22 protein-coding genes are annotated in these 21,758 nt (G+C 61.8%); 14 read left to right on the forward strand and 8 right to left on the reverse strand.

Going from position 1 to position 21,758, the window contains the following annotated elements; all coding sequences use genetic code 11:
- The first annotated feature begins 170 nt into the window (after positions 1 to 170).
- The 4 genes from C4J85_RS23710 to C4J85_RS23725 all read left to right on the forward strand — a co-directional run bounded on the left by C4J85_RS23710 (position 171) and on the right by C4J85_RS23725 (position 3,723).
- A complete protein-coding gene (locus tag C4J85_RS23710; RefSeq protein WP_124410859.1) occupies positions 171 to 968 on the forward strand; it encodes a hydroxymethylpyrimidine/phosphomethylpyrimidine kinase in 798 nt (265 codons plus the stop codon).
- Positions 969 to 1,017: 49 nt separating this feature from the next.
- Entirely contained in the window at positions 1,018 to 1,647 is a 630-nt protein-coding gene (gene thiE, locus C4J85_RS23715; RefSeq protein ID WP_124364538.1) for a thiamine phosphate synthase, read from the forward strand.
- Positions 1,648 to 1,658: 11 nt separating this feature from the next.
- On the forward strand, positions 1,659 to 2,942 hold the full coding sequence (hemL, locus tag C4J85_RS23720; RefSeq protein WP_124364539.1) for a glutamate-1-semialdehyde 2,1-aminomutase: 1,284 nt from the start codon (positions 1,659 to 1,661) through the stop codon (positions 2,940 to 2,942).
- A 226-nt stretch (positions 2,943 to 3,168) separates the two neighbouring features.
- The gene (locus C4J85_RS23725; RefSeq protein ID WP_057724919.1) at positions 3,169 to 3,723 is read left to right on the forward strand and encodes a tetratricopeptide repeat protein; all 555 of its coding nucleotides are present in this window, start codon (positions 3,169 to 3,171) and stop codon (positions 3,721 to 3,723) included.
- A 12-nt stretch (positions 3,724 to 3,735) separates the two neighbouring features.
- On the opposite strand, the gene C4J85_RS23730 is transcribed toward C4J85_RS23725, so the two are convergent.
- Positions 3,736 to 4,062: a DUF1820 family protein gene (locus C4J85_RS23730; protein ID WP_003194436.1), complete on the reverse strand. Its 327-nt coding sequence runs from the start codon at positions 4,060 to 4,062 to the stop codon at positions 3,736 to 3,738.
- A 132-nt stretch (positions 4,063 to 4,194) separates the two neighbouring features.
- On the opposite strand from C4J85_RS23730, the gene miaB reads away from it, so the two are divergent.
- The 5 genes from miaB (at position 4,195) to lnt (ending at position 9,547) form a co-directional block, all read left to right on the forward strand.
- The gene (gene miaB, locus C4J85_RS23735; protein WP_124371962.1) at positions 4,195 to 5,523 is read left to right on the forward strand and encodes a tRNA (N6-isopentenyl adenosine(37)-C2)-methylthiotransferase MiaB; all 1,329 of its coding nucleotides are present in this window, start codon (positions 4,195 to 4,197) and stop codon (positions 5,521 to 5,523) included.
- A gap of 154 nt (positions 5,524 to 5,677) precedes the next feature.
- Positions 5,678 to 6,682 (forward strand): PhoH family protein, encoded by a 1,005-nt coding sequence (locus C4J85_RS23740; RefSeq protein WP_124368466.1) that lies wholly within the window; start codon positions 5,678 to 5,680, stop codon positions 6,680 to 6,682.
- Complete coding sequence (ybeY, locus tag C4J85_RS23745; protein ID WP_124368467.1) at positions 6,675 to 7,148, forward strand: rRNA maturation RNase YbeY; 474 nt, start codon at positions 6,675 to 6,677, stop codon at positions 7,146 to 7,148. The genes C4J85_RS23740 and ybeY overlap by 8 nt, the downstream gene beginning before the upstream one ends.
- 27 nt (positions 7,149 to 7,175) lie before the next feature.
- Positions 7,176 to 8,015, forward strand: coding sequence for an HlyC/CorC family transporter (locus C4J85_RS23750; protein WP_122483878.1), 840 nt, complete (start codon positions 7,176 to 7,178; stop codon positions 8,013 to 8,015).
- Between the two features lie 8 nt (positions 8,016 to 8,023).
- On the forward strand, positions 8,024 to 9,547 hold the full coding sequence (gene lnt / locus C4J85_RS23755; RefSeq protein WP_124410860.1) for an apolipoprotein N-acyltransferase: 1,524 nt from the start codon (positions 8,024 to 8,026) through the stop codon (positions 9,545 to 9,547).
- Between the two features lie 121 nt (positions 9,548 to 9,668).
- On the opposite strand, the gene C4J85_RS23760 is transcribed toward lnt, so the two are convergent.
- Both C4J85_RS23760 and C4J85_RS23765 read right to left on the reverse strand, forming a co-directional pair.
- The gene (locus C4J85_RS23760; RefSeq protein ID WP_124410861.1) at positions 9,669 to 10,430 is read right to left on the reverse strand and encodes a YdcF family protein; all 762 of its coding nucleotides are present in this window, start codon (positions 10,428 to 10,430) and stop codon (positions 9,669 to 9,671) included.
- A gap of 92 nt (positions 10,431 to 10,522) precedes the next feature.
- Positions 10,523 to 10,840, reverse strand: a complete 318-nt coding sequence (locus tag C4J85_RS23765) for a hypothetical protein (protein WP_124408263.1) — start codon at positions 10,838 to 10,840, stop codon at positions 10,523 to 10,525.
- A gap of 261 nt (positions 10,841 to 11,101) precedes the next feature.
- On the opposite strand from C4J85_RS23765, the gene leuS reads away from it, so the two are divergent.
- The 5 genes from leuS to C4J85_RS23790 all read left to right on the forward strand — a co-directional run bounded on the left by leuS (position 11,102) and on the right by C4J85_RS23790 (position 17,244).
- Positions 11,102 to 13,708: a leucine--tRNA ligase gene (gene leuS, locus C4J85_RS23770; RefSeq protein WP_124410862.1), complete on the forward strand. Its 2,607-nt coding sequence runs from the start codon at positions 11,102 to 11,104 to the stop codon at positions 13,706 to 13,708.
- A 90-nt stretch (positions 13,709 to 13,798) separates the two neighbouring features.
- Positions 13,799 to 14,404: an LPS assembly lipoprotein LptE gene (gene lptE, locus C4J85_RS23775; RefSeq protein WP_124368472.1), complete on the forward strand. Its 606-nt coding sequence runs from the start codon at positions 13,799 to 13,801 to the stop codon at positions 14,402 to 14,404.
- A 39-nt stretch (positions 14,405 to 14,443) separates the two neighbouring features.
- Positions 14,444 to 15,481: a DNA polymerase III subunit delta gene (holA, locus tag C4J85_RS23780; RefSeq protein ID WP_124364548.1), complete on the forward strand. Its 1,038-nt coding sequence runs from the start codon at positions 14,444 to 14,446 to the stop codon at positions 15,479 to 15,481.
- 210 nt (positions 15,482 to 15,691) lie between these two features.
- Complete coding sequence (arfA, locus tag C4J85_RS23785; protein WP_003176285.1) at positions 15,692 to 15,856, forward strand: alternative ribosome rescue factor ArfA; 165 nt, start codon at positions 15,692 to 15,694, stop codon at positions 15,854 to 15,856.
- Between the two features lie 62 nt (positions 15,857 to 15,918).
- Positions 15,919 to 17,244 carry a lytic murein transglycosylase gene (locus C4J85_RS23790; protein WP_124410863.1) on the forward strand — a complete coding sequence of 442 codons (1,326 nt, stop codon included), beginning with the start codon at positions 15,919 to 15,921 and terminating at the stop codon, positions 17,242 to 17,244.
- Between the two features lie 128 nt (positions 17,245 to 17,372).
- Here the strand turns inward: C4J85_RS23790 and C4J85_RS23795 are convergent, their stop codons facing one another.
- From C4J85_RS23795 to C4J85_RS23815, 5 genes are all read right to left on the reverse strand, one after another.
- Positions 17,373 to 18,293: an LD-carboxypeptidase gene (locus C4J85_RS23795; protein ID WP_124410864.1), complete on the reverse strand. Its 921-nt coding sequence runs from the start codon at positions 18,291 to 18,293 to the stop codon at positions 17,373 to 17,375.
- 151 nt (positions 18,294 to 18,444) lie between these two features.
- A complete protein-coding gene (lipA, locus tag C4J85_RS23800) occupies positions 18,445 to 19,446 on the reverse strand; it encodes a lipoyl synthase (protein ID WP_164484599.1) in 1,002 nt (333 codons plus the stop codon).
- A gap of 25 nt (positions 19,447 to 19,471) precedes the next feature.
- Complete coding sequence (lipB, locus tag C4J85_RS23805; RefSeq protein ID WP_124368475.1) at positions 19,472 to 20,119, reverse strand: lipoyl(octanoyl) transferase LipB; 648 nt, start codon at positions 20,117 to 20,119, stop codon at positions 19,472 to 19,474.
- Positions 20,119 to 20,394, reverse strand: coding sequence for a DUF493 domain-containing protein (locus C4J85_RS23810; RefSeq protein WP_048724650.1), 276 nt, complete (start codon positions 20,392 to 20,394; stop codon positions 20,119 to 20,121). The genes lipB and C4J85_RS23810 overlap by 1 nt, the downstream gene beginning before the upstream one ends.
- A gap of 84 nt (positions 20,395 to 20,478) precedes the next feature.
- Positions 20,479 to 21,636 (reverse strand): D-alanyl-D-alanine carboxypeptidase family protein, encoded by a 1,158-nt coding sequence (locus C4J85_RS23815; RefSeq protein WP_124368476.1) that lies wholly within the window; start codon positions 21,634 to 21,636, stop codon positions 20,479 to 20,481.
- Positions 21,637 to 21,758 lie beyond the last annotated feature (122 nt).

Below are 21,758 nucleotides of genomic sequence, written 5' to 3' on the forward strand. Positions count from 1 at the left end.
CGGTAAAGGCCATTGGACACTATGGTAACTATTTTTCAGATGGCCCTAGGACGAGGCTTTCAGCGTATTTGCAGAGGATGTTCAGCCACCCCGAAAGCGTCACCCCAGGGCAGCATTCCCTTATCGCCGGACGGCCACGCAAAAAGCGTTTGGTGGTAAGCTCGCGCACCATGAATATCTACAGCTCTCGCCCCGTTGTTCTCTGTCTCTCCGGCCACGATCCCAGTGGTGGCGCCGGCTTGCAGGCCGATATCGAAGCCCTGATCGCCCAGGGCTGCCACGCCGCTGCGGCCGTCACCGCGCTGACCGTGCAAAACACTGTCAACGTCAGTGACTTTCGCGTGCTCGACCGCGAGTGGGTGCTGGCCCAGGCCAATGCGGTGCTCAGCGATTCAGAAGTCGCGGCGGTCAAGCTGGGCATGCTCGGCTCTACCGCGATGGTCGACACGGTGGTCGAACTGCTGCAGGCGCACCCGCACCTGCCGGTGGTGTGCGACCCGGTACTGCGCGCCGGCGGCGGTGGCAGCCTGGGCAAGGATGAAGTCGGTTATGCGATGCGCGAGCGGCTGCTGCCCCTGGCGCTGATCGCCACACCCAACTTGCCCGAAGCCCGCATCCTGGCCGAATTGCCTGACGGCAGCGCCGACGAATGCGCCGAGAAGCTGTTGCCCTACATCAAGCATCTGCTGATCACCGGCGGCCACGGCGACGAGCACGAAGTGCACAATCGCCTGTACAGCCGCGATGGCAGCCGCCATACCTACACGTGCCAGCGTTTACCCGGCAGTTATCACGGCTCGGGGTGCACGCTGGCCAGTGCGCTGACGGGGCGGCTCGCCCAGGGCGAAGGCCTGGTCAGCGCCGTGCAGTCGGCGCTCAACTACACCTGGCGCACCCTGCGCGATGCCGAACGACTCGGCCAGGGCCAGTTCGTACCGCGTCGGTTGCCACTGGATTTCTGCTCGTAGTTCACCTTTCATCACCACTTACCGCTCGTCACAGCAAGGGGCTTGCCCGATGAAACTACGTGGCCTTTACGCCATTACCGACAGCCAACTGTTGGCCGGCAAATTCCTCGCCTACGTCGAAGCGGCGTTGGACGGCGGCGTGACATTGCTGCAGTACCGCGACAAAAGCAGCGACGAAGCGCGCCGCCTGCGTGAAGCCGAGAAACTGCGGGAACTGTGCTCGCGCTACAAGACCCATTTGATCATCAACGATGACGCCGAACTGGCCGCGCGCCTGGGCGTGGGCGTGCACCTGGGCCAGACCGACGGCCCGCTGACCCCGGCGCGAGCGCTGCTCGGCTCCAAGGCGATCATCGGCGCAACGTGTCACAGCCAGATCGAGCTGGCCGAACAGGCCGCCCGGGAGGGCGCCAGTTATGTCGCCTTTGGCCGCTTCTTCAATTCCACCACCAAGCCCGGCGCACCGGCCGCCAGCCTTGAAATGCTGGCCGAGGCGCGCCAACGCCTGCACCTGCCGATCTGCGTGATCGGCGGCGTCACCCTGGAAAACGCCGAGCCGCTGGTGGCCCACGGCGCCGACCTGCTCGCCGTGGTGCACGGCCTGTTCGGCGCCGACAGCACCCAGGAAGTCACGCGCCGCGCCCGTGCGTTCAACGATCTTCTTAAATCTTCAGTGTAGAGAGCCCGATCATGTCCCGTTCCGAAACCCTGTTTGCCAATGCCCAGAAACACATCCCCGGCGGTGTGAACTCCCCCGTGCGTGCGTTCAAGAGCGTGGGCGGCACGCCGTTGTTCTTCAAGCATGCCGAAGGCGCCTATGTCACCGACGAAGATGACAAGCGCTACGTCGATTACGTCGGCTCCTGGGGCCCGATGATCCTCGGTCACAGCCACCCGGACGTGCTGGACGCCGTACGCCAGCAGCTGCAGCATGGTTTGTCCTACGGTGCTCCGACCGCGATGGAAACCGAGATGGCCGACCTGGTCTGCTCGATCGTGCCGTCGATGGAAATGGTGCGCATGGTCAGCTCCGGCACCGAAGCCACCATGAGCGCAATCCGTCTGGCCCGTGGCTTCACCGGTCGCGACAGCATCATCAAATTCGAAGGCTGCTACCACGGCCATTCCGACAGCCTGCTGGTAAAAGCCGGTTCCGGCGCGCTGACCCAGGGCGTACCGAGTTCGGCCGGCGTACCGGCGGCGTTCGCCAAACACACCCTGACCCTGCCATTCAACGACATCGCCGCGGTCGAGCAGATGCTCGGTGAAGTCGGCCAGGACGTGGCGTGCATCATCGTCGAGCCGGTCGCCGGCAACATGAACTGCGTACCACCGGCCCCAGGCTTCCTCGAAGGCCTGCGCGAGCAATGCGACAAGCACGGCGTGGTGCTGATTTTTGACGAAGTGATGACCGGCTTCCGTGTCGCCCTCGGTGGCGCCCAGGCCCATTACGGCGTTACACCGGACCTGAGCACCTTCGGCAAGATCATCGGTGGCGGCATGCCAGTGGGCTGCTTCGGCGGCAAGCGCGAGATCATGCAGCACATCGCCCCACTGGGCCCGGTCTACCAGGCCGGCACGCTGTCCGGTAACCCGCTGGCGATGGCCGCCGGCCTGACCACCCTGCGCCTGATCAGCCGCCCTGGCTTCCACGCCGAGCTGACCGACTACACCACCCGCCTGCTGGACGGCCTGCAAGTGCGGGCCGACGCTGCCGGCATCCCGTTTGTCACCACCCAGGCCGGCGGCATGTTTGGCCTGTACTTCAGCGGCGCCGACGACATCGTCACCTTCGATGACGTGATGGGCAGCGACGCCGACCTGTTCAAGCGCTTCTTCCACCTGATGCTCGAAGGCGGTGTGTACCTGGCGCCCAGTGCGTTTGAAGCCGGCTTCACCTCGATCGCCCACGGCGATGCCGAGTTGAAGCTGACCCTGGACGCTGCCGAGCGCGCCTTTGCGGCCCTGAAATAAGTGACGGCATCCTCTGACGTTTGCCCGTGCCAACGTCAGATTTGCTACCTTGCTTACAGACATTTCTCGCTTTTTTCGAGAATTGCCCTGCAATCCGGCAGATAACTTGCCCAAGCAGCAGAAAAACGAGTAAAGACTTTGTAAGCAGAGGCCTGCTTATTTCATAATGCGCGCTTATTGGACCCCGCGAGGGTCCGCGCGCCCCGTCAGAGGTAAGTCGATTCCCATGAAACGCACCGGCCGCACCCTGGTTCTGGGCTGCCTGTTGCTCCTTCAGCCGCTGCTGGCACATGCACAAGCAGGCGGCAACTCGTTGTTAATCCCAGCGATGGGTCGTTGCACCCTCAATACCCAGCCCGACACCCAGGCCGAAGCCCTGAGCGCGTGCCAGAAACAGGCTGATGAAGGGGATGCGCAAGCGCAATACGAGTTGGGCGAGTACTACCACGACAGCAAGAACCCGGCCGTCGACCTCAACAAAGCGTTGAGCTATTTCGAGAAGGCTTCGCTGCAGGGCCACGCCCAGGCGCAATTCCAGCTGGGCAACATGTTTTTCCGTGGCGAAGGTGTACCGGCCAATAACGTCCAGGCCTACATCGTGCTGAAAATGGCGGCGGTCAACGGCGCCGAAGACGCGCTGGACACCGCCGACGAAGTGGCCGAGCACATGCAGCGTGATGAACTGGAAGTAGCGACCCAGGTGCTGGGGCAGATTTTCCGCAATTACCTGCAGGAATTGCAGAGCGCCGATGGGCGTTCGCCCTTTTCACCCCTTCCCTGATTCAGCGTTGCCTTACTTCTCAGGCATTGGCATCGGAAACGGCATCACATTGCTGGTGCCCCGCGCCTCGCTGATCTTGGGCGTGCCCAGGCGCTCGACTTCGTCGATGCGCACAATCGAATGCATCGGCACGAAGCTGCGCACTACGCCTTCAAACTGCGCCTTGAGCTTTTCCTCGCCTGGATCGACGACCAGCTGCGTGCGCTCGCCAAAGACGAACTCTTCCACTTCCAGGAAGCCCCACAGATCACTCTGATAGATCTGCTTGGCGTACATTTCGAACACCTGGCCCTGGTTAAGGAAAATCACCTTGTAGATTGGAGCTTCACGTTTGGTCATGGGGGGCGGGCAGCACATCGGCGGATATAAATGAGGGCGCGAACTATAGCATGGCACCCGATGCACAGTGCTAGGAACCAATGGACATGCCCCCTATAATGCGCGGTTCTTTACCACCAGTTGACGATTCCCATGGCCAAGAAGCTTTACATCGAAACCCACGGTTGCCAGATGAACGAGTACGACAGCTCGCGCATGGTCGATCTGCTGGGTGAACATCAGGCCCTGGAAGTCACGGCTCGCGCCGAAGATGCCGACGTGATCCTGCTCAATACCTGCTCGATCCGCGAACGGGCCCAAGACCGGGTCTACTCGCAGCTGGGCCGCTGGCGCGAATTGAAACTGGCCAACCCGGACATGGTGATCGCCGTCGGCGGTTGCGTGGCCAGCCAGGAAGGCGCGGCCATTCGTGACCGCGCGCCCTATGTCGACGTGGTCTTCGGCCCGCAGACCCTGCACCGCCTGCCGGAAATGATCGATGCCGCACGCGCCACCAAACTGCCGCAAGTGGACGTGTCGTTCCCCGAAATCGAAAAATTCGACCATCTGCCCGAGCCGCGCATCGACGGGCCAAGCGCCTATGTGTCGGTAATGGAAGGCTGCAGCAAGTACTGCACCTTCTGTGTAGTGCCCTACACCCGTGGCGAAGAAGTCAGCCGGCCGTTTGACGACGTGCTGGCGGAAATCATCCATCTGGCCGAAAACGGCGTGCGTGAAGTGACCCTGCTGGGCCAGAACGTCAACGGCTACCGCGGCCAGACCCACGATGGGCGCCTGGCCGACCTGGCGGAGCTGATTCGCGTAGTCGCCGCCGTCGATGGCATCGAGCGCATCCGCTACACCACCTCGCACCCGCTGGAGTTCTCCGACAGCCTGATCCAGGCCCACGCCGACGTGCCGGAGCTGGTCAAACACCTGCATTTGCCGGTGCAGTCGGGCTCGGACCGCATCCTCTCGGCGATGAAGCGCAATCACACGGCCCTGGAGTACAAATCCAAGCTGCGCAAACTGCGCGCCGCCGTACCAGGCATCTGCATCAGTTCGGACTTTATCGTCGGTTTCCCTGGCGAGACCGAGAAGGACTTCCAGCAGACCATGAAGCTGATCGAGGACGTGGGTTTCGACTTTTCCTACTCGTTCGTCTACAGCCAACGACCCGGCACCCCAGCGGCCGACCTGCTGGACGAAACCCCGGAAGCGTTGAAAAAGGAGCGCTTGAATGCGCTGCAACATCGCCTGAATCAGCAGGGTTTCGAGATCAGCCGACAAATGGTCGGTTCGATCCAGCGCATCCTGGTAACCGATTACTCGAAGAAAGACCCCGGCGAATTGCAGGGCCGCACCGAGAACAATCGCATCGTCAACTTCCGCTGCGACAACCCGACCCTGATCGGCCAGTTTGCCGATGTGCACATCGATGCGGCGCAACCGCACTCGTTGCGTGGCTCGTTGATCCAGTAATTCCCCGGTCAACACATATCCAATGTGGGAGGGGGCTTGCTCCCTCCCACACTGAGACCGTGCAACATTCCGATGACGTAAGTGCTTTCGCACACCGGCGCGTGGCGTTATTCTCTCTTTCACCTCAACAGCCAAAGGGCGGCTAAAAGCGACCTTGAACGCACCTACAGTAGAACCCCATCGTTTTCTCCTCGAGCCGTTTGAGGCTCGCCGTTTCGCCAACCTGTGCGGACAGTTCGACGAGCATCTGCGGCTGATCGAACAACGCCTGAGCATCGAGATCCGCAACCGCGGCAATCAATTCGAGCTCATTGGTGAACCTCAACACACCACGTCTGCGGAAAACCTGCTGCGCCGTCTCTACCGCGAAACCAAGGGCAGTGAGCTGTCGCCGGAAACGGTGCACCTGTACCTGCAGGAATCCGCCGTGGACGACCTGGCCAACAATCCGGTGGCCGAAGCCAGCGTGGCCCTGCGTACCAAAAAAGGCATGATTCGCCCACGCGGCTTGAATCAGCAGAAGTACGTCAAGGAAATCCTCGGTAACGATATCAACTTCGGCATCGGCCCGGCCGGTACCGGCAAGACTTACCTGGCCGTGGCCTGTGCGGTGGATGCCCTGGAGCGCGAACAGGTTCGCCGCATCCTGCTGGTGCGCCCGGCCGTTGAGGCGGGCGAAAAGCTCGGCTTCCTGCCCGGCGACCTGGCCCAGAAGATCGACCCGTACCTGCGCCCGCTCTACGACGCGCTCTACGAAATGCTTGGCTTTGAATACGTGGCCAAGCTGATCGAGCGCCAGGTGATCGAAATCGCGCCGCTGGCCTACATGCGCGGTCGCACCTTGAACAACAGCTTCATCATTCTCGACGAGAGCCAGAACACCACGGTCGAGCAGATGAAGATGTTCCTCACCCGTATCGGTTTCGGCTCCACGGCCGTGATCACCGGCGACATCACCCAGGTCGACCTGCCCAAGGGTACCAAGTCGGGCCTGGGCCAGGTGATCGAAGTGCTCAAGGACGTGCCAGGTATCAGCTTTACGCATTTCATGCCCAAGGACGTGGTGCGCCACCCGCTGGTGCAGCGCATTGTCGAGGCCTACGAGCGCTTCGAACACCGCGACGACGGCCTGTCCAAGGACGTGCGCCGCGATGCTTGAGCTTGACCTGCAACTGGCCACCGAAGCGGCCGCGCCCAGCGAAGCACAGTTCCGTCAGTGGTGTGAGCTGGCCCTGCGCCAGCGCACCGCCGATTCGGAGCTGACCATCCGTCTGGTGGACGAGCCCGAAGGCCGTGAGCTGAATCACACCTGGCGCCAGAAAGACTACGCGACCAACGTGCTGTCTTTCCCCGCCGATGTGCCGGACGAGTTTCTGGATATCCCGCTGCTGGGCGACCTGGTGATTTGTGTCGCGGTGGTCGAGCGCGAAGCGCGGGAGCAGGAAAAGGAACTTGAGGCCCACTGGGCCCATCTAGTCATCCACGGCTGTCTGCATCTCTTGGGTTACGACCATATAGACGATGACGAAGCCCTGGAAATGGAAGCACTGGAACGAACGTTGCTTGCAGAACTGGGCTATCGCGACCCGTATGCCGACGACGAAAACCAATCGACACTCAACTGAAACAATCAAGGATTTAGAGTAATCGCTATGAGCGAAGACCGATCGAGCAACGGGCAAAAGTCCTGGCTGGGTAAACTGACCCAGGCTTTTGCCCACGAGCCGAAAAACCGCCAGGAGCTGCTGGAGCTGCTGCGCGAGGCCCATCAGAACAAGTTGCTGGACAGCGAAGCGCTGGCCATCGTCGAAGGCGCCATCCAGGTGGCTGACCTGCAAGTGCGCGACATCATGGTGCCGCGCTCGCAGATGATCAGCATCAGGGCGACCCAGACCCCGCGCGAATTCCTCCCGGCCGTGATCGACTCGGCGCACTCGCGCTACCCGGTGATCGGTGAAAGCCATGACGACGTCATGGGCGTCCTGTTGGCCAAGGACCTGTTGCCGCTGATCCTCAAGGAGAACGGCGACAACTTCAACATCAAGGACCTGCTGCGCCCGGCTACCTTCGTGCCTGAGTCCAAACGCCTGAATGTGCTGCTGCGCGAATTTCGCGCCAACCACAATCACATGGCCATCGTGATCGACGAATACGGTGGCGTGGCGGGCCTTGTGACCATCGAGGACGTGCTGGAGCAGATCGTCGGCGACATCGAAGACGAGCACGACGTTGAAGAAGACAGCTACATCAAGCCACTGCCCAGCGGTGACTTCCTGATCAAGGCATTGACGCCCATCGAGAACTTCAACGAGTTCTTCGACAGCGAATTCTCCGACGATGAATTCGACACCGTCGGCGGCCTGGTGATGAGTGCGTTCGGGCACCTGCCCAAGCGTAACGAAACCACCGAGATCGGCGCCTATCGCTTCCGCATCCTGAATGCCGACAGCCGCCGGATCCACTTGATCCGTTTGACTCCTATTGCCCGTTAAGGACTGAAATGCGCCGTCTGATCGCACCCGGCTGGCCCGGTAATCTGCTGGCCGTGGTGGCCGGCGCCATCACCACCCTGGCGCTGGCGCCGTTTGATATCTGGCCGCTGGCGCTGGTGGCGGTCGGTGTGTTCTATATCGGCCTGCGCGAGCTGACACCCCGCCAGGCCCTGGGGCGCGGCTGGTGTTTCGGTTTCGGCCTGTTTGGCGCCGGCACCAGTTGGATCTACTACAGCATCCACCACTTCGGCGGCGCTTCGGTGCTGCTGGCGGGTTTCCTGATGCTGCTGTTCACCGCCGCCATCGCCTGGTTCTTCGCCCTGCCCGCCTGGCTGTGGGCACGCTGGCTGCGCCGCAATGAAGCGCCCCTGGCCGATGCGCTGACCTTCGCGGCGTTGTGGGTCGGCCAGGAAGCCTTTCGTGGCTGGTTCCTCACCGGTTTTCCGTGGTTGTACTCCGGCTACAGTCAACTCGACGGCCCGCTGACCGGCCTCGCGCCCTTGGGCGGGATGTGGCTGATTTCGTTCGCCCTGGCGCTGACGGCAGCCCTTTTGTGCAACCTGCCGCGCCTGTTGGCGAGCAAGCGCAACAGCTTCATCGCCGCCGGCCTGGTGCTGCTCGTTGCGCCATGGGCCATTGGCCTGGCGCTCAAGCACCATGCCTGGACCTCGCCCTCCGGCCCGCCTTTGAGCGTGGCCGCCATCCAGGGCAACGTCGAACAAAGCATGAAGTGGGACCCCGAGCAGCTCAATGCGCAGCTGGCGCTGTACCGCGACATGAGTTTGAGCTCCAGGCGCGTTGACCTGCTGGTATGGCCGGAAACCGCCGTTCCGGTGCTCAAGGAGTCGGTCGAAGGCTACCTGGGCATGATGGGCAAGTTCGCCGCCGAGCGTAATACCGCGCTGATCACCGGGGTACCGATTCGCCAGGAAGTACGCCATGAGAAGCGCTACTTCAATGGCATCACCGTGGTCGGCGAAGGTGATGGCACCTACCTCAAGCAAAAGCTGGTGCCCTTTGGTGAATACGTGCCGTTGCAGGACATGTTGCGCGGGTTGATCGCCTTCTTCGACCTGCCCATGTCGGACTTCGCCCGCGGCCCTTCCGACCAGGCGATGCTTCAGGCCAAGGGTTATCAGATTGCGCCGTTCATCTGCTATGAAGTGGTGTACCCGGAGTTTGCCGCCGGCCTGTCGGCCCAGAGCGACCTGCTGCTGACCATCAGCAATGACACCTGGTTCGGCCGCTCCATCGGCCCGCTGCAGCACCTGCAGATGGCGCAGATGCGCGCGCTGGAAGCCGGCCGCTGGATGATCCGCGCCACCAACAACGGCGTGACCGGCCTGATCAACCCGTTTGGGCAGATCACCGCACAGATCCCGCAATTCGAGCGCGGCATTCTTTACGGTGAAGTGGTGCCAATGCACAACCTCACGCCGTACCTGCAATGGCGGTCGTGGCCGTTGATCATTGTGTGCGTGCTGTTGTTCGGCTGGGCGCTGCTGGCGGGTCGAATGGCCAAAACCGTCTGACAGCCGACACATAACCAATGTGGGAGGGGGCTTGCTCCCGATAGCAGTGTGTCAGTCAGTACATTTGATACTGATACACCGCAATCGGGAGCAAGCCCCCTCCCACACTGGGCCTGCGGTGCTACTTGTAGAACAACCGATACCCCACCTGCCCCACCGCCTCATTGATCAACTGCCCGCTCTGCCATACCGCCTTGACCTCCGGCATCCAGCCGCCCAGTGGACGCGCGTTATCCACGCCCAGGAACCCCACTGGCGCGGGTACCACGGTAAAGCCGGCCTTTTCGAAGCTCCACACCGAACGCGGCATGTGCCAGGCTTGAGTCACTACCACCACGCGCTTGATGCCTTGAGGCAACAGGATCTCGGCGCTCATCTGGGCGTTTTCCCAAGTGGTGCGGCTACGCTCTTCTTTCCAACGCACCGTCACGCCGAAGTCATCCTGCATCGACACCGCCATCAACTGCGCCTCGCTGGGCGGCGTGCCGTAATGCAGGCCACCGGTGGTCAGCACCGGCAACCCGGACGCCTTGGCCAGCCGCGCCGCATAACGCTCACGCTCCAGGCCGATGCCGGTGGGTTGGTCAGTGCCCCAGGCAATGTCGCCGCGCTCGCGCCCGGAACCCAACACCACGATCGCATCGGCGCGCTGGGCCAGGTTTGCCCAGTCTTCACGGGCCAAAGGCGGCGCCGTCTCCAAGGCGTGCGCGCCCCACTGCACCATTACCGGCAGGCTGATCAGCCACATCCCGCCCAATCCCAAGGCAAAGCAACACCCCGCCAGGCGCGGTCGACTGCGACGAAACCACCAGGCAAGCGCCAGCAACAGCAAGAAAATACCGGGCGGCAGCAACAATTGTTTGATGAAATAACGAAAAGGCATCGGGCATCTCCAAAGATGCCCGAAGCCTAGATGCAACGGGGTTCGGCAACAATCCTTACCAGCACATTTTGTAAAGTGGCGGATAACGCGGGTTACTTACACCGTACGGATCGGAAACGTTCCGGGCCGCAGCCGGCCGGCAGGTCCTTCAGCCAGATTACCTTGGCCGAACGGGAAGGCGCCTGGAGTGGCGGGGAGGCCTGCCCATCAGAGGCGCGTTGGTGGTGCAACGCCAGATAGTTCTCGATCAGTTCAAGCTCTGCCTGGCTCAAGCCTTGCAACTCCAGCTCCAGAGGCCGTTCACCACGCAATCGGCCTGCGGTTCTTGCGGCATCCAATGCCCGACCCAAACGGTCGATCAATCCTTCATATAATTGCGGTTTCGTTAAAGTTCGCTGCGATTCAGCCATCCCCTCACCTCATTGAAGAAATACATGCTCCCCAATAAACAGCGTAGCCCCCGTGGCTGCGCCTGCCCGATGCCGCGACAGACGGCCCTGCCTGCGCAATCAGGGTTTCCCTCGATAGAGTGGGGTCATGTATGCTACGGCGCTTCCTGTAACTCCACTTCCCGCAGGGTTTGGGCACGGACGCGCCGCTTTCTGGTGTCGAACAACCCCGACCATGCACCGAAGAGGAATAGGCCACCCTTATTCAGTTCAAAAGTAGCCATGCACGAACAATATCAGCCCCGTGAAATAGAAAATGCCGCACAAACCTTCTGGGACGAGCAAAAGTCCTTTGAAGTCAGCGAACAGCCAGGCAAGGAGACTTTCTATTGCCTATCGATGTTCCCTTACCCCAGCGGCAAACTACACATGGGGCACGTGCGTAACTACACCATCGGCGACGTGATTTCCCGCTACCAGCGCATGCTCGGCAAGAACGTCCTGCAACCCATGGGTTGGGACGCTTTCGGCATGCCGGCGGAAAACGCCGCGATGAAAAACAACGTAGCCCCCGCCAAGTGGACCTACGAAAACATCGCCTACATGAAGACCCAGCTGCGCAGCCTGGGCCTGGCGGTGGACTGGTCCCGCGAAGTGACCACCTGCAAGCCGGACTACTATCGCTGGGAACAATGGCTGTTCACGCGCCTGTTCGAAAAAGGCGTGATCTACAAAAAGAGCGGCACCGTGAACTGGGACCCGGTCGACCAGACCGTACTGGCCAACGAGCAGGTGATCGATGGTCGCGGCTGGCGTTCCGGCGCGCTGATCGAAAAGCGCGAAATCCCGATGTACTACTTCAAGATCACCGCCTATGCGGATGAACTCTTGTCGAGCCTCGACGACTTGCCGGGCTGGCCCGAGCAGGTCAAGACCATGCAGCGCAACTGGATCGGCAAATCCAAGGGCATGGAAGTGCAGTTCCCGTACAACGTCGACTCGATCGGCGAAGCCGGCGCACTCAAGGTGTTCACCACCCGCCCCGACACCCTGATGGGCGCAACTTACGTCGCCGTGGCCGCTGAACACCCGCTGGCCACCCAGGCCGCACAGAACAACCCTGAGCTGCAGGCGTTCATCGCCGAATGCAAAGGTGGCAGCGTGGCTGAAGCCGATGTCGCGACCCAGGAGAAGAAAGGCCTGCCGACCGGGCTGTTCGTCGAGCACCCGCTGACTGGCGAGAAGCTGCCGGTCTGGGTCGCCAACTACGTGCTGATGCACTACGGCGACGGCGCCGTCATGGCGGTGCCGGCTCACGACGAGCGCGATTTCGAATTCGCCACCAAATACAACCTGCCGATCAAGTCCGTGGTGCGCACCAGCGCGGGCGAGACCAACCCGGCCCCGTGGCAAGACGCCTACGGCGAGCACGGCACCCTGATCAACTCCGGCGAATTTGACGGCCTGGACTTCCAGGGCGCGTTCGATGCGATCGAAGTCGCGCTGATCAAGAAAAACCTCGGCGCCTCGCGCACCCAGTTCCGCCTGCGCGACTGGGGCATCAGCCGCCAGCGCTACTGGGGCTGCCCGATCCCGATCATCCACTGCGAAAGCTGCGGTGACGTGCCGGTCCCGGAAGACCAGTTGCCGGTCGTCCTGCCCGAAGACGTCGTCCCGGACGGCGCCGGTTCGCCTCTGGCACGCATGCCGCAGTTCTACGAATGCAGCTGCCCAAAATGCGGCGCGCCGGCCAAGCGTGAAACCGACACCATGGACACCTTCGTCGAGTCCTCGTGGTATTACGCCCGTTACGCTTCGCCGCACTATGAAGGTGGCTTGGTCGAGAAATCCGCAGCCGACCATTGGTTGCCGGTGGACCAGTACATCGGTGGCATCGAACACGCCATCCTGCACCTGCTGTACGCTCGCTTCTTCCACAAGCTGATGCGTGACGAAGGCCTGGTCAGCTCCGACGAGCCGTTCAAGAACCTGCTGACCCAGGGCATGGTAATCGCCGAGACCTACTATCGCCGCGAAGCCAATGGCGCCTACACCTGGTTCAACCCGGCGGACGTCGAGCTCGAGCGTGACAACAAAGCCAAGGTCATCAGCGCCAAGCTCAAGTCCGACGGCCTGCCGGTGGAAATCGGCGGCACCGAGAAGATGGCCAAGTCGAAGAACAACGGCGTCGACCCACAATCGATGATCGATCAGTTCGGCGCCGACACCTGCCGCCTGTTCATGATGTTCGCCTCGCCGCCCGACATGAGCGCCGAATGGTCCGATTCCGGCGTCGAAGGCTCGCACCGCTTCCTCAAGCGCGTCTGGCGCCTGGCCCATGCCCACGTCAGCCAGGGCTTGCCGGGCAAGCTGGATGTCGCCGCCCTGAACGATGAGCAGAAGGCCATTCGCCGCAGCACCCACCTGGCTATCCGCCAGGCCAGCCAGGACGTAGGGCAGAACCACAAGTTCAACACCGCCATCGCCCAGGTGATGACGCTGATGAACGTGCTGGAAAAAGCCCCGCAGGCCACGGAACAGGATCGCGCATTGATCCACGAGGGCCTGGAAACGGTTACCCTGCTGCTGGCGCCGATCACCCCACATATCAGCCACGAGTTGTGGAACCGCCTGGGCCACAGCGGTGCCGTCATCGACGCCCGCTGGCCGGTGCAGGATGACAGCGCGCTGGTACAGGACACGCTGCAACTGGTGATTCAGGTCAACGGCAAACTGCGCGGCCAGATCGACATGCCGGCCAGCGCCAGTCGTGAAGAAGTCGAAGCGGCTGCACGCTGCAACGAGAACGTGCTGCGCTTTACCGAAGGCCTGACGATCCGCAAAGTGATCGTAGTGCCCGGAAAACTGGTCAATATCGTCGCCAGCTAAATCGGATCGGGCGCAGGGCTTGAGCCCTGTGCCGAACTAAACCTTCAGGGCCTCGATACGGCCCGCCTGGTTTCAAGGGGAGCAACAAACATGATCAAACGCAATCTGCTGGTAATGGGCCTGGCCGTTCTGTTGAGCGCGTGCGGCTTCCAGCTGCGCGGCACCGGCACCAACGAATTGTCGCTCAAGGAACTCGACGTCAGCGCACGCAATGCCTACGGCGAGACCGTGATTCAGCTGCGCCAGGCCCTGGAAAACAGCGGTGTGCGCGTCTATACCGGCGCCACCTACAAACTGGACCTGGTCGATGAGCGCGAAACCCAGCGCAACATCAGCTACGCCAGTGCGGGCCGCGCGTCGGATGTCGAGTTGACCACCACCGTCAACTTTGAAGTACAAGGCCGCGATCACTTGCCACTGATGGGTGACAAGGTTCAGGTGCAGAAAGTCGTGAGCCACGACGGCAACAACCTGGTGGGCTCAGACTCCGAGACCCTTCAGGTGCGCAAGGAAATGCGTCGTGAGCTGGTCCAGCGCATGATGACTCGCCTGCAACTGCTGACCCCGGAAAAACTCGCGGAGCTGCAGCAAATCGCCGACAACAAGGCCAAGGCTGACGCCGATGCCCTGAAAGCCGCGCAAGAGTATGAAGACAACACGCCGAAACAGTCGCCTGTTGAAGTCCCTGTCGAGTAAGCCAAACGGGGCGCTCATGGCGCCCCGTTCACCCTGCCTATGAAACTCGCCCCAGCCCAACTCGCCAAACACCTGCAAGGTGGCCTCGCACCTGTCTATATTGTCAGCGGCGATGACCCGTTGCTGTGCCAGGAAGCGGCCGACGCCATTCGCACGGCGGCGCGCCAGCAAGGTTTCGATGAACGCCAGGTGTTCAGCGCCGATGCCAGTTTCGACTGGGGCACGCTGCTGCAGGCAGGCGCGAGCATGTCGCTGTTTGCCGAAAAACGCCTGCTGGAACTGCGCCTGCCCTCGGGCAAGCCGGGCGATAAGGGCGCGGCGGCGTTGATGGAATATTGCGCGCGCCCTGCTGAAGACACGGTGCTGCTGGTCAGCCTGCCCAAGCTCGACGGCAGTGCGCAGAAAACCAAATGGGGCAAGGCGCTGGTGGAAGGCCCGCAGACCCAGTTCATCCAGATCTGGCCGGTGGACAGCAGCCAGCTGCCGCAATGGATCCGCCAACGCCTGTCACAGTCCGGCCTGTCGGCCACGCAAGACGCCGTCGAGCTGATCGCCGCCAGGGTCGAGGGCAACCTGCTGGCCGCCGCCCAGGAGATCGAAAAGCTCAAGCTGATGGCGGAAGATGGGCAGATTACCGTCGAAACCGTGCAAGGCGCGGTGGCTGACAGTGCGCGGTTCGATGTCTTCGGGCTGGTGGACGCGATCCTCAACGGTGAACCGGCCCACGCCCTGCGCATGCTCGAAGGGCTGCGCGGCGAGGGTGTGGAACCGCCGGTGATTCTCTGGGCCCTGGCCCGGGAACTGCGGGTGCTGGCTAACATCGCTTTGCAATACAGCCAGGGCACACCCCTGGACAAATGCTTCAGCCAAGCCCGACCGCCTGTGTGGGACAAGCGCAAACCCCTGATGAGCAAGGCCCTGCAACGGCACTCGGCGCAACGCTGGGCGCAACTGTTGCTGGAAGCGCAGCGCATCGATGCACAGATCAAAGGCCAGGCGGCCGGCTCGCCGTGGATGAGCCTGAGCCGTTTGTCACTGTTGATGGCCGGCCAGCGCTTGGCGTTGCCTGCCGAGTAACCCATCTATCAGCAACACCGCGGAACAATGTGGGAGGGGGCTTGCCCCCGATAGCGATGTAACAGTCGATAAATCTGGTGACTGACACTCCGCCGTCGGGAGCAAGCCCCCTCCCACATTTTGTTTGTGTTTACAATTCTCAGGCTTTACAGCGCCGCAATATAGGCAGATTATTTTCGCCGCTCCACCCACCCGAACGAGAGAAAGATCATGAGCAAAAAGCCATCCAAGCATGGCCCGAACAAGGCCAAATCCATCATCGCCCAGCCACTGTTCCGCAGCCGTCAGGAACGCGCCGGCAAGGGCAAAGGCAGCTACCGCCGCGAAGCCTTCCAGTCTAATAGCTGGGAGGCTTCTTACTTTCTGGCTGCCTGAAGGCAAGCGCCCCTCTGGCATGATAAGGTCTGCACTGGATTTGTAACCCCCTGGACCTGTGCATGCCCTCTAGTCTTTCCCGTCGTTGGCACCTTCGCCAATTGATCGCTGCCTCCAGCCTCATTCTGCTTGTCGCCTGCGCGGAAAAACCCACCGCCGCGGATGCTCAACCCCTGCCCACGGTCAAGACCGTACCGGCCGTCGCGCCTGCCGTCGTTGCGCCGTTGGCGGTAGACAACCTGAACATCCAACCGACCCAGACCTTCGCCGAATGGCAGGCCGGTTTCCGTGCGCAGGCCCTGCAAGCCGGAATCACCGCCGACGTCTTCGATAATGCCTTCGCCGGCGTCAGCCCGGACATGGCGGTGATTCGCGCCGACCGCAGCCAGCCGGAGTTTTCCCGCCCGGTGTGGGAATACCTCGACGGCGCGCTGTCGCCGCTGCGCGTGCGTAATGGCCAGGCCTTGCTGGTCAAGTACGCCGATATCCTGCAGCGCATCGAAGAGCGGTATGGCGTCGATCGCCAGGCACTGGTCTCGGTGTGGGGCATGGAAAGCAACTTCGGCCAGTTCCAGGGCAATAACTCGGTGATTCGCTCCCTCGCGACCCTGGCTTATGAGGGCCGTCGCCCGGCGTTCGCACAGGCGCAACTGCTGGCGGCGCTGCAGATCATCCAGCACGGCGATATTGCGGCCGACCAGATGAAAGGTTCCTGGGCCGGCGCAATGGGCCAGACCCAATTTATCCCCACCACCTACAACACCCATGCCGTGGATTTCGACGGCGACGGCCGCCGCGATATCTGGAACAGCCCCGGTGACGCCCTCGCGTCCACTGCCCATTACCTGCAAAGCTCCGGCTGGCAAAAAGGCCAGCCGTGGGGCGTTGAGGTGCAGCCACTGCCAACGGGCTTCGACTACTCCCTGGCCGATGGTGGCATCCGCAAGCCCGTCGCCGAATGGCTGCAACTGGGCATCCAGCTGCCGCCTGGCGCAAGCCTGCCAGCCAATGTCGACCAACTGTCCGCCGCCCTGCTGTTGCCGGCCGGCTACCGTGGCCCGGCGTTCCTGGTACTGGATAACTTCCGTGCGATCCTGAAATACAACAACTCGTCGTCCTATGCGCTGGCCGTTGGCCTGCTGTCGGAGCGATTTGGCGGCGGTGGCGTGATTCGCGGGAGCTGGCCGAAGGATGAGCTACCGCTGAGCCGCTCGCAACGCATCGACCTGCAGACGGCGCTCAGCGCCAAGGGCTACGACGCGGGCAATGCCGACGGGATCATTGGCGCCAACACACGCAAGGCGATTCGAGCGGCGCAGCAAGCGCTGGGCTGGCCGGCGGATGGGTATCCGACGGTGAAGCTGCTGGAGTCACTGCAGGGCCGATAGATTGGTTTATGGCGACTATCGCCATCGGGGGCAAGCCCCCTCCCACATTTGACCGCATTCCAAAGGGTGTACAGGTCCAATTGTGGGAGGGGGCTTGCCCCCGATGCGGTTTAGCAGGCGCCGAAAACTCAGCGGCTAAACACGACATCCTGCTCCAACACCACCCGCTGCTCCCCCGCATCCAAACGCACCAAAGCCCCCATCGGCAACGTCAGATTCGGATCGCAATGCCCACTGCGCCAGCCGGACAGCACCGGAACGCACAGCGGTTCGAAGGTCTGTTGCAACAATCGCTCAAGCCCCACCTGATCCACACCGGCCACATCCCCCACCAACACCCCCGCGACCTGGTCGAGTTTGCCTGCCAGGCGCAGGTGCGTCAGCAAGCGGTCGATGCGATAGAGCGGCTCGTTGATGTCCTCGATAAACAGAATGATGCCTTCAGCGTCAATGTCGTAGGCGGTACCCATCACCGCCGCGATCATCGACAAGTTACCGCCCAACAAGCGCCCGCAGGCGATGCCAGGTTCAATGGTGGTCAACGGGTAGGCCGCCGGGTGCGTCAACAAGCTGCCGGCGCCGAGCTGGCCACGCAGCAGGCTGAACAGCGATGACTCGGTGGGGGGTTGCTTGCCACCGAGCAGGTCTGCATTGAGCATCGGCCCGTGGAAAGTGACGAAGCCGGCGTAGCGGTTGATCGCGAGGTGCAAGGCGGTGATATCGCTGTAACCCACGAACGGTTTGGGGTTGGCACGCAACAGGTCGAAGTCCAGCGCGTCGAGCAGGCGTGGCGTGCCGTAGCCGCCGCGCAGGCAGAAAATCGCGTCGATTTCGGGGTCGGCGAAGGCAGCATGCAGGTCGTTGAGACGCACTTGATCACTGCCGGCCAAGTAGCCGTCGCGCTCATACACACCCGGGAAAATGCGCAGTTCGTAGCCACGGGCGCGCATCCATTGCCCGGCTTTTTCAACGTCCAGCGCGGCAGGGCCGGCGGGAGCGATCAGGCCGATGGTGCCTTCGGGGCGCAGAGCGGGTACGGCGCTAGTCATGCACAATTCTCCTTAATATGACGCATAACGAAATGTGGGAGGGGGCTTGCTCCCGATGGCGATGTATCAGTCACTCGTGTATTGACTGTCACACCGCAATCGGGGGCAAGCCCCCTCCCACATTGGACCTGCGGCGTTACATAGCTCGGTGTTACGACACCAGGCTCGCCTTGACCAGCTTGGCCTGCTCGTCGGCGTGGTACGAAGAGCGTACCAACGGGCCCGAGGCCACGTTTTTGAAGCCCATCTTGTACCCTTCCTCGGCGAACCAGGCGAAGGTATCCGGGTGCACGAAACGCTGCACCGGCAAGTGGCTACGGGACGGTTGCAGGTACTGGCCCAGGGTCAGCATATCGATGTCGTGCTCGCGCATGCGCTTCATGACTTCGATGACTTCTTCGTCGGTTTCGCCCAGGCCCAGCATCAAGCCGGATTTGGTCGGAATGTGCGGCATCATCTGCTTGAACTTCTGCAGCAGGGTGAGCGACCACTGGTAATCCGAACCCGGACGCGCGGCCTTGTACAGGCGCGGAACGGTTTCCAGGTTGTGGTTGAACACATCCGGCGGCTCGGCGGCGGTGATTTGCAGCGCCACATCCATGCGGCCACGGTAGTCGGGCACCAGGGTTTCAAGCATGACGTTTGGCGACAGTTTGCGGATTTCGCGGATGCAATCGGCAAAGTGCTGGGCACCGCCGTCGCGCAAGTCGTCACGGTCGACCGAGGTGATCACCACATATTTGAGTTTCAAGTCGGCGATGGCGATAGCCAGGCTTTCCGGCTCGTTGACGTCCAGGGGTTTCGGACGGCCGTGGCCCACGTCGCAGAACGGGCAACGACGGGTGCAGATGTCACCCATGATCATGAAGGTGGCGGTGCCGCCGGAGAAGCATTCGCCCAGGTTCGGGCAGGACGCCTCTTCGCACACGCTGTGCAACTTGTGTTTGCGCAGCAGGGCCTTGATACGGTCGACTTCCGGCGAGACCGGGATGCGCACGCGAATCCAGTCAGGCTTTTTCGGCAGTTCGGTGGTCGGGATGATCTTGACCGGGATGCGTGCAACCTTCTCGGCGCCGCGCAGCTTGACGCCGGCTTCCACCTTGGCACGCGGGGCCGGGGCTGGACGCTCGGTAACGTCCAGTGTCGGGATCATGGTTTGCACAACATCAGTAGTCATATCAATCGATTCCGCCCGTCAGGGTCGTCTGCTCAGCATAGTCGAGGTGTTTGACGAGCTGCGCGCGCAGCCGGGCACTTACCTCGGCAAATTCTATGGGTGTTGCATGGTCGCTCAACTGGGTCATCGCCAGCCCGGCGTAGCCGCACGGGTTGATGCGCCGGAACGGGGCCAGGTCCATGTCCACATTCAGGGCCAGGCCATGAAAGGAACACCCGTGACGAATGCGCAATCCCAGGGAAGCGATTTTCGCGCCATCCACATACACACCCGGTGCATCAGGCTTGGCCGCAGCGGTCACGCCGTAACTGGCCAACAGCTCGATCAGGCAAGCTTCCATGCGGCTTACCAGGTCACGCACGCCAAACCCCAGCTTGCGCACATCCAGCAACAGATAGGCGACCAGTTGGCCAGGCCCATGGTAAGTCACTTGACCCCCTCGGTCGACCTGCACCACCGGAATATCACCCGGAAGCAGCAGGTGCTCGGCCTTGCCGGCCTGGCCCTGGGTAAATACCGGCGGGTGTTCGACCAGCCAGATTTCATCCGCAGCCGAGCTGCCGCGCTCGTTGGTGAAGCGTTGCATGGCGTGCCAGACCGGCTCGTAGGCCATCCGGCCGAGCTCGCGAAAGCCCAGGACCTGTGGCATCACAACACCATGTGCACGAAGCCGGTGGCCCGCAGTTCGCTGTTGATGTCGTAGAGCTGGTCTTGACCGATTGCAACGATGTGCAATTGGATCGTGGTGTATTTGCCTGTGGAGCTGGATCGTTCGTCCACACGCTGATCATTGATCGTCGCGTGCTTGCGCACAATCTCGAGGATCAAGTCTTTGCGGCCTACGCCGGTATCGCTGATTATCTTGATGGGGTAGTCCACCACCGGGAATTCGATCTTTGGCGCCTTTACTTCGGTATCGGTCATGGCGTAACGGCCTCGTAAGCGGTAAGCCGTGGCGACGGCAAAGCCCCGCGTCGGATCAACGCGGGGCTTTGCAGGTGCACACAATCAGTTGAACAAGCCGTAGAAGAATAGACGGATGCTATCCCACACGCGGCGGAAGATACCACCTTCGTCGACGGCATCCAGTGCGATCAGGTCGGCGCTGTGCACCACCTTGTCGTCCAGTTTGACTTCGACTTTACCGATCACGTCGCCCTTGGCGATTGGGGCAACCAATTGGGGGTTCATGGTCATGCTGGCAGCGAGCTTTTTCAGCTGGCCTTTAGGCATGGTCAAGGTCAGGTCATCAGCCAGGCCGGCCTTGACCTGGGAGGTTGCGCCCTTCCATACCGGCGCGGTCGCCAGCTCCGTACCCTTCTGGTAGAAGGTCTGGGTTTCGAAGAAGCGGAAGCCGTAGGTCAGCAGCTTTTGCGTCTCGGCCGCACGGGCCTGCTCGCTGTTGGTGCCGAATACCACGGCGATCAGGCGCTGGCCATCACGTACAGCGGACGACACCATGCAGTAGCCGGCTTCGTCGGTGTGGCCGGTTTTCAGGCCATCGACGGTCTTGTCGCGCCACAGCAACAGGTTGCGGTTAGGCTGCTTGATGTTGTTCCAGAAGAACTCTTTCTGGGAGTAGATGGCGTAGTGCACCGGGTCGACACGGATGATCGCGCGGGCCAGGATCGCCATGTCGTGAGCCGACGAATAATGCTCAGGATTCGGCAGGCCGGTCGGGTTCATGAAGTGGCTGTTGGTCATGCCCAGGTCGCCGGCCGTCTTGTTCATCATGTCGGCGAATGCGTCTTCGCTGCCGGCGATGTGCTCGGCCAAGGCGACGCTGGCGTCGTTACCGGACTGGATGATGATGCCGTGCAGCAGGTCGCTGACGGTGACTTGCGAGCCGACCTTGATGAACATCCGCGAACCACCGGTACGCCAGGCGTTTTCGCTGACGGTCACCGGGTCGTTTTCGCCGATCTGGCCGCGACGGATTTCCAGGGTCGCGATGTAGGCGGTCATCAGCTTGGTCAGGCTGGCAGGCGGCAGGCGCATGTCACCGCCGTTTTCGACCAGCACGTTGCCACTGGCGGCATCCATGAGGACCCAGGCCTTGGCGGCCAGTTGCGGGGAAGCCGGCACCATCTCAACCGCCCAGGCGGCCGGGGTGATGATCAGCGAGATAAGCAGGCACGTACGTTTGGCTAAGGTGGTGATGTTCATCCGTCTCTCGAAATTGCTTATGGAAACTTGCCCTCGCGGGCAAAACTATTCAGACAGCCCGCTTCCAGACTGTCACGTGTTCGGTTGCCCGCTCACCCCTTGCCCCTGGGTTTTTATTGTTC

The sequence above is a fragment of the Pseudomonas sp. R4-34-07 genome, from assembly GCF_003852375.1.
GTDB lineage: Bacteria > Pseudomonadota > Gammaproteobacteria > Pseudomonadales > Pseudomonadaceae > Aquipseudomonas.

Coding starts and splice junctions, on each gene's coding strand:
- lptE (WP_124368472.1), top strand. CDS start 13,799: ATGATCAAACGCAATCTGCTGGTAATGGGCCTGGCCGTTCTGTTGAGC.
- lipA (WP_164484599.1), bottom strand. CDS start 19,446: ATGATCCCGACACTGGACGTTACCGAGCGTCCAGCCCCGGCCCCGCGT.
- thiE (WP_124364538.1), top strand. CDS start 1,018: ATGAAACTACGTGGCCTTTACGCCATTACCGACAGCCAACTGTTGGCC.
- C4J85_RS23730 (WP_003194436.1), bottom strand. CDS start 4,062: ATGACCAAACGTGAAGCTCCAATCTACAAGGTGATTTTCCTTAACCAG.
- C4J85_RS23750 (WP_122483878.1), top strand. CDS start 7,176: ATGAGCGAAGACCGATCGAGCAACGGGCAAAAGTCCTGGCTGGGTAAA.
- C4J85_RS23760 (WP_124410861.1), bottom strand. CDS start 10,430: ATGCCTTTTCGTTATTTCATCAAACAATTGTTGCTGCCGCCCGGTATT.
- C4J85_RS23725 (WP_057724919.1), top strand. CDS start 3,169: ATGAAACGCACCGGCCGCACCCTGGTTCTGGGCTGCCTGTTGCTCCTT.
- leuS (WP_124410862.1), top strand. CDS start 11,102: ATGCACGAACAATATCAGCCCCGTGAAATAGAAAATGCCGCACAAACC.
- hemL (WP_124364539.1), top strand. CDS start 1,659: ATGTCCCGTTCCGAAACCCTGTTTGCCAATGCCCAGAAACACATCCCC.
- C4J85_RS23810 (WP_048724650.1), bottom strand. CDS start 20,394: ATGACCGATACCGAAGTAAAGGCGCCAAAGATCGAATTCCCGGTGGTG.
- C4J85_RS23795 (WP_124410864.1), bottom strand. CDS start 18,293: ATGACTAGCGCCGTACCCGCTCTGCGCCCCGAAGGCACCATCGGCCTG.
- holA (WP_124364548.1), top strand. CDS start 14,444: ATGAAACTCGCCCCAGCCCAACTCGCCAAACACCTGCAAGGTGGCCTC.
- C4J85_RS23765 (WP_124408263.1), bottom strand. CDS start 10,840: ATGGCTGAATCGCAGCGAACTTTAACGAAACCGCAATTATATGAAGGA.
- C4J85_RS23710 (WP_124410859.1), top strand. CDS start 171: ATGAATATCTACAGCTCTCGCCCCGTTGTTCTCTGTCTCTCCGGCCAC.
- arfA (WP_003176285.1), top strand. CDS start 15,692: ATGAGCAAAAAGCCATCCAAGCATGGCCCGAACAAGGCCAAATCCATC.
- lipB (WP_124368475.1), bottom strand. CDS start 20,119: ATGCCACAGGTCCTGGGCTTTCGCGAGCTCGGCCGGATGGCCTACGAG.
- lnt (WP_124410860.1), top strand. CDS start 8,024: ATGCGCCGTCTGATCGCACCCGGCTGGCCCGGTAATCTGCTGGCCGTG.
- ybeY (WP_124368467.1), top strand. CDS start 6,675: ATGCTTGAGCTTGACCTGCAACTGGCCACCGAAGCGGCCGCGCCCAGC.
- miaB (WP_124371962.1), top strand. CDS start 4,195: ATGGCCAAGAAGCTTTACATCGAAACCCACGGTTGCCAGATGAACGAG.
- C4J85_RS23790 (WP_124410863.1), top strand. CDS start 15,919: ATGCCCTCTAGTCTTTCCCGTCGTTGGCACCTTCGCCAATTGATCGCT.
- C4J85_RS23815 (WP_124368476.1), bottom strand. CDS start 21,636: ATGAACATCACCACCTTAGCCAAACGTACGTGCCTGCTTATCTCGCTG.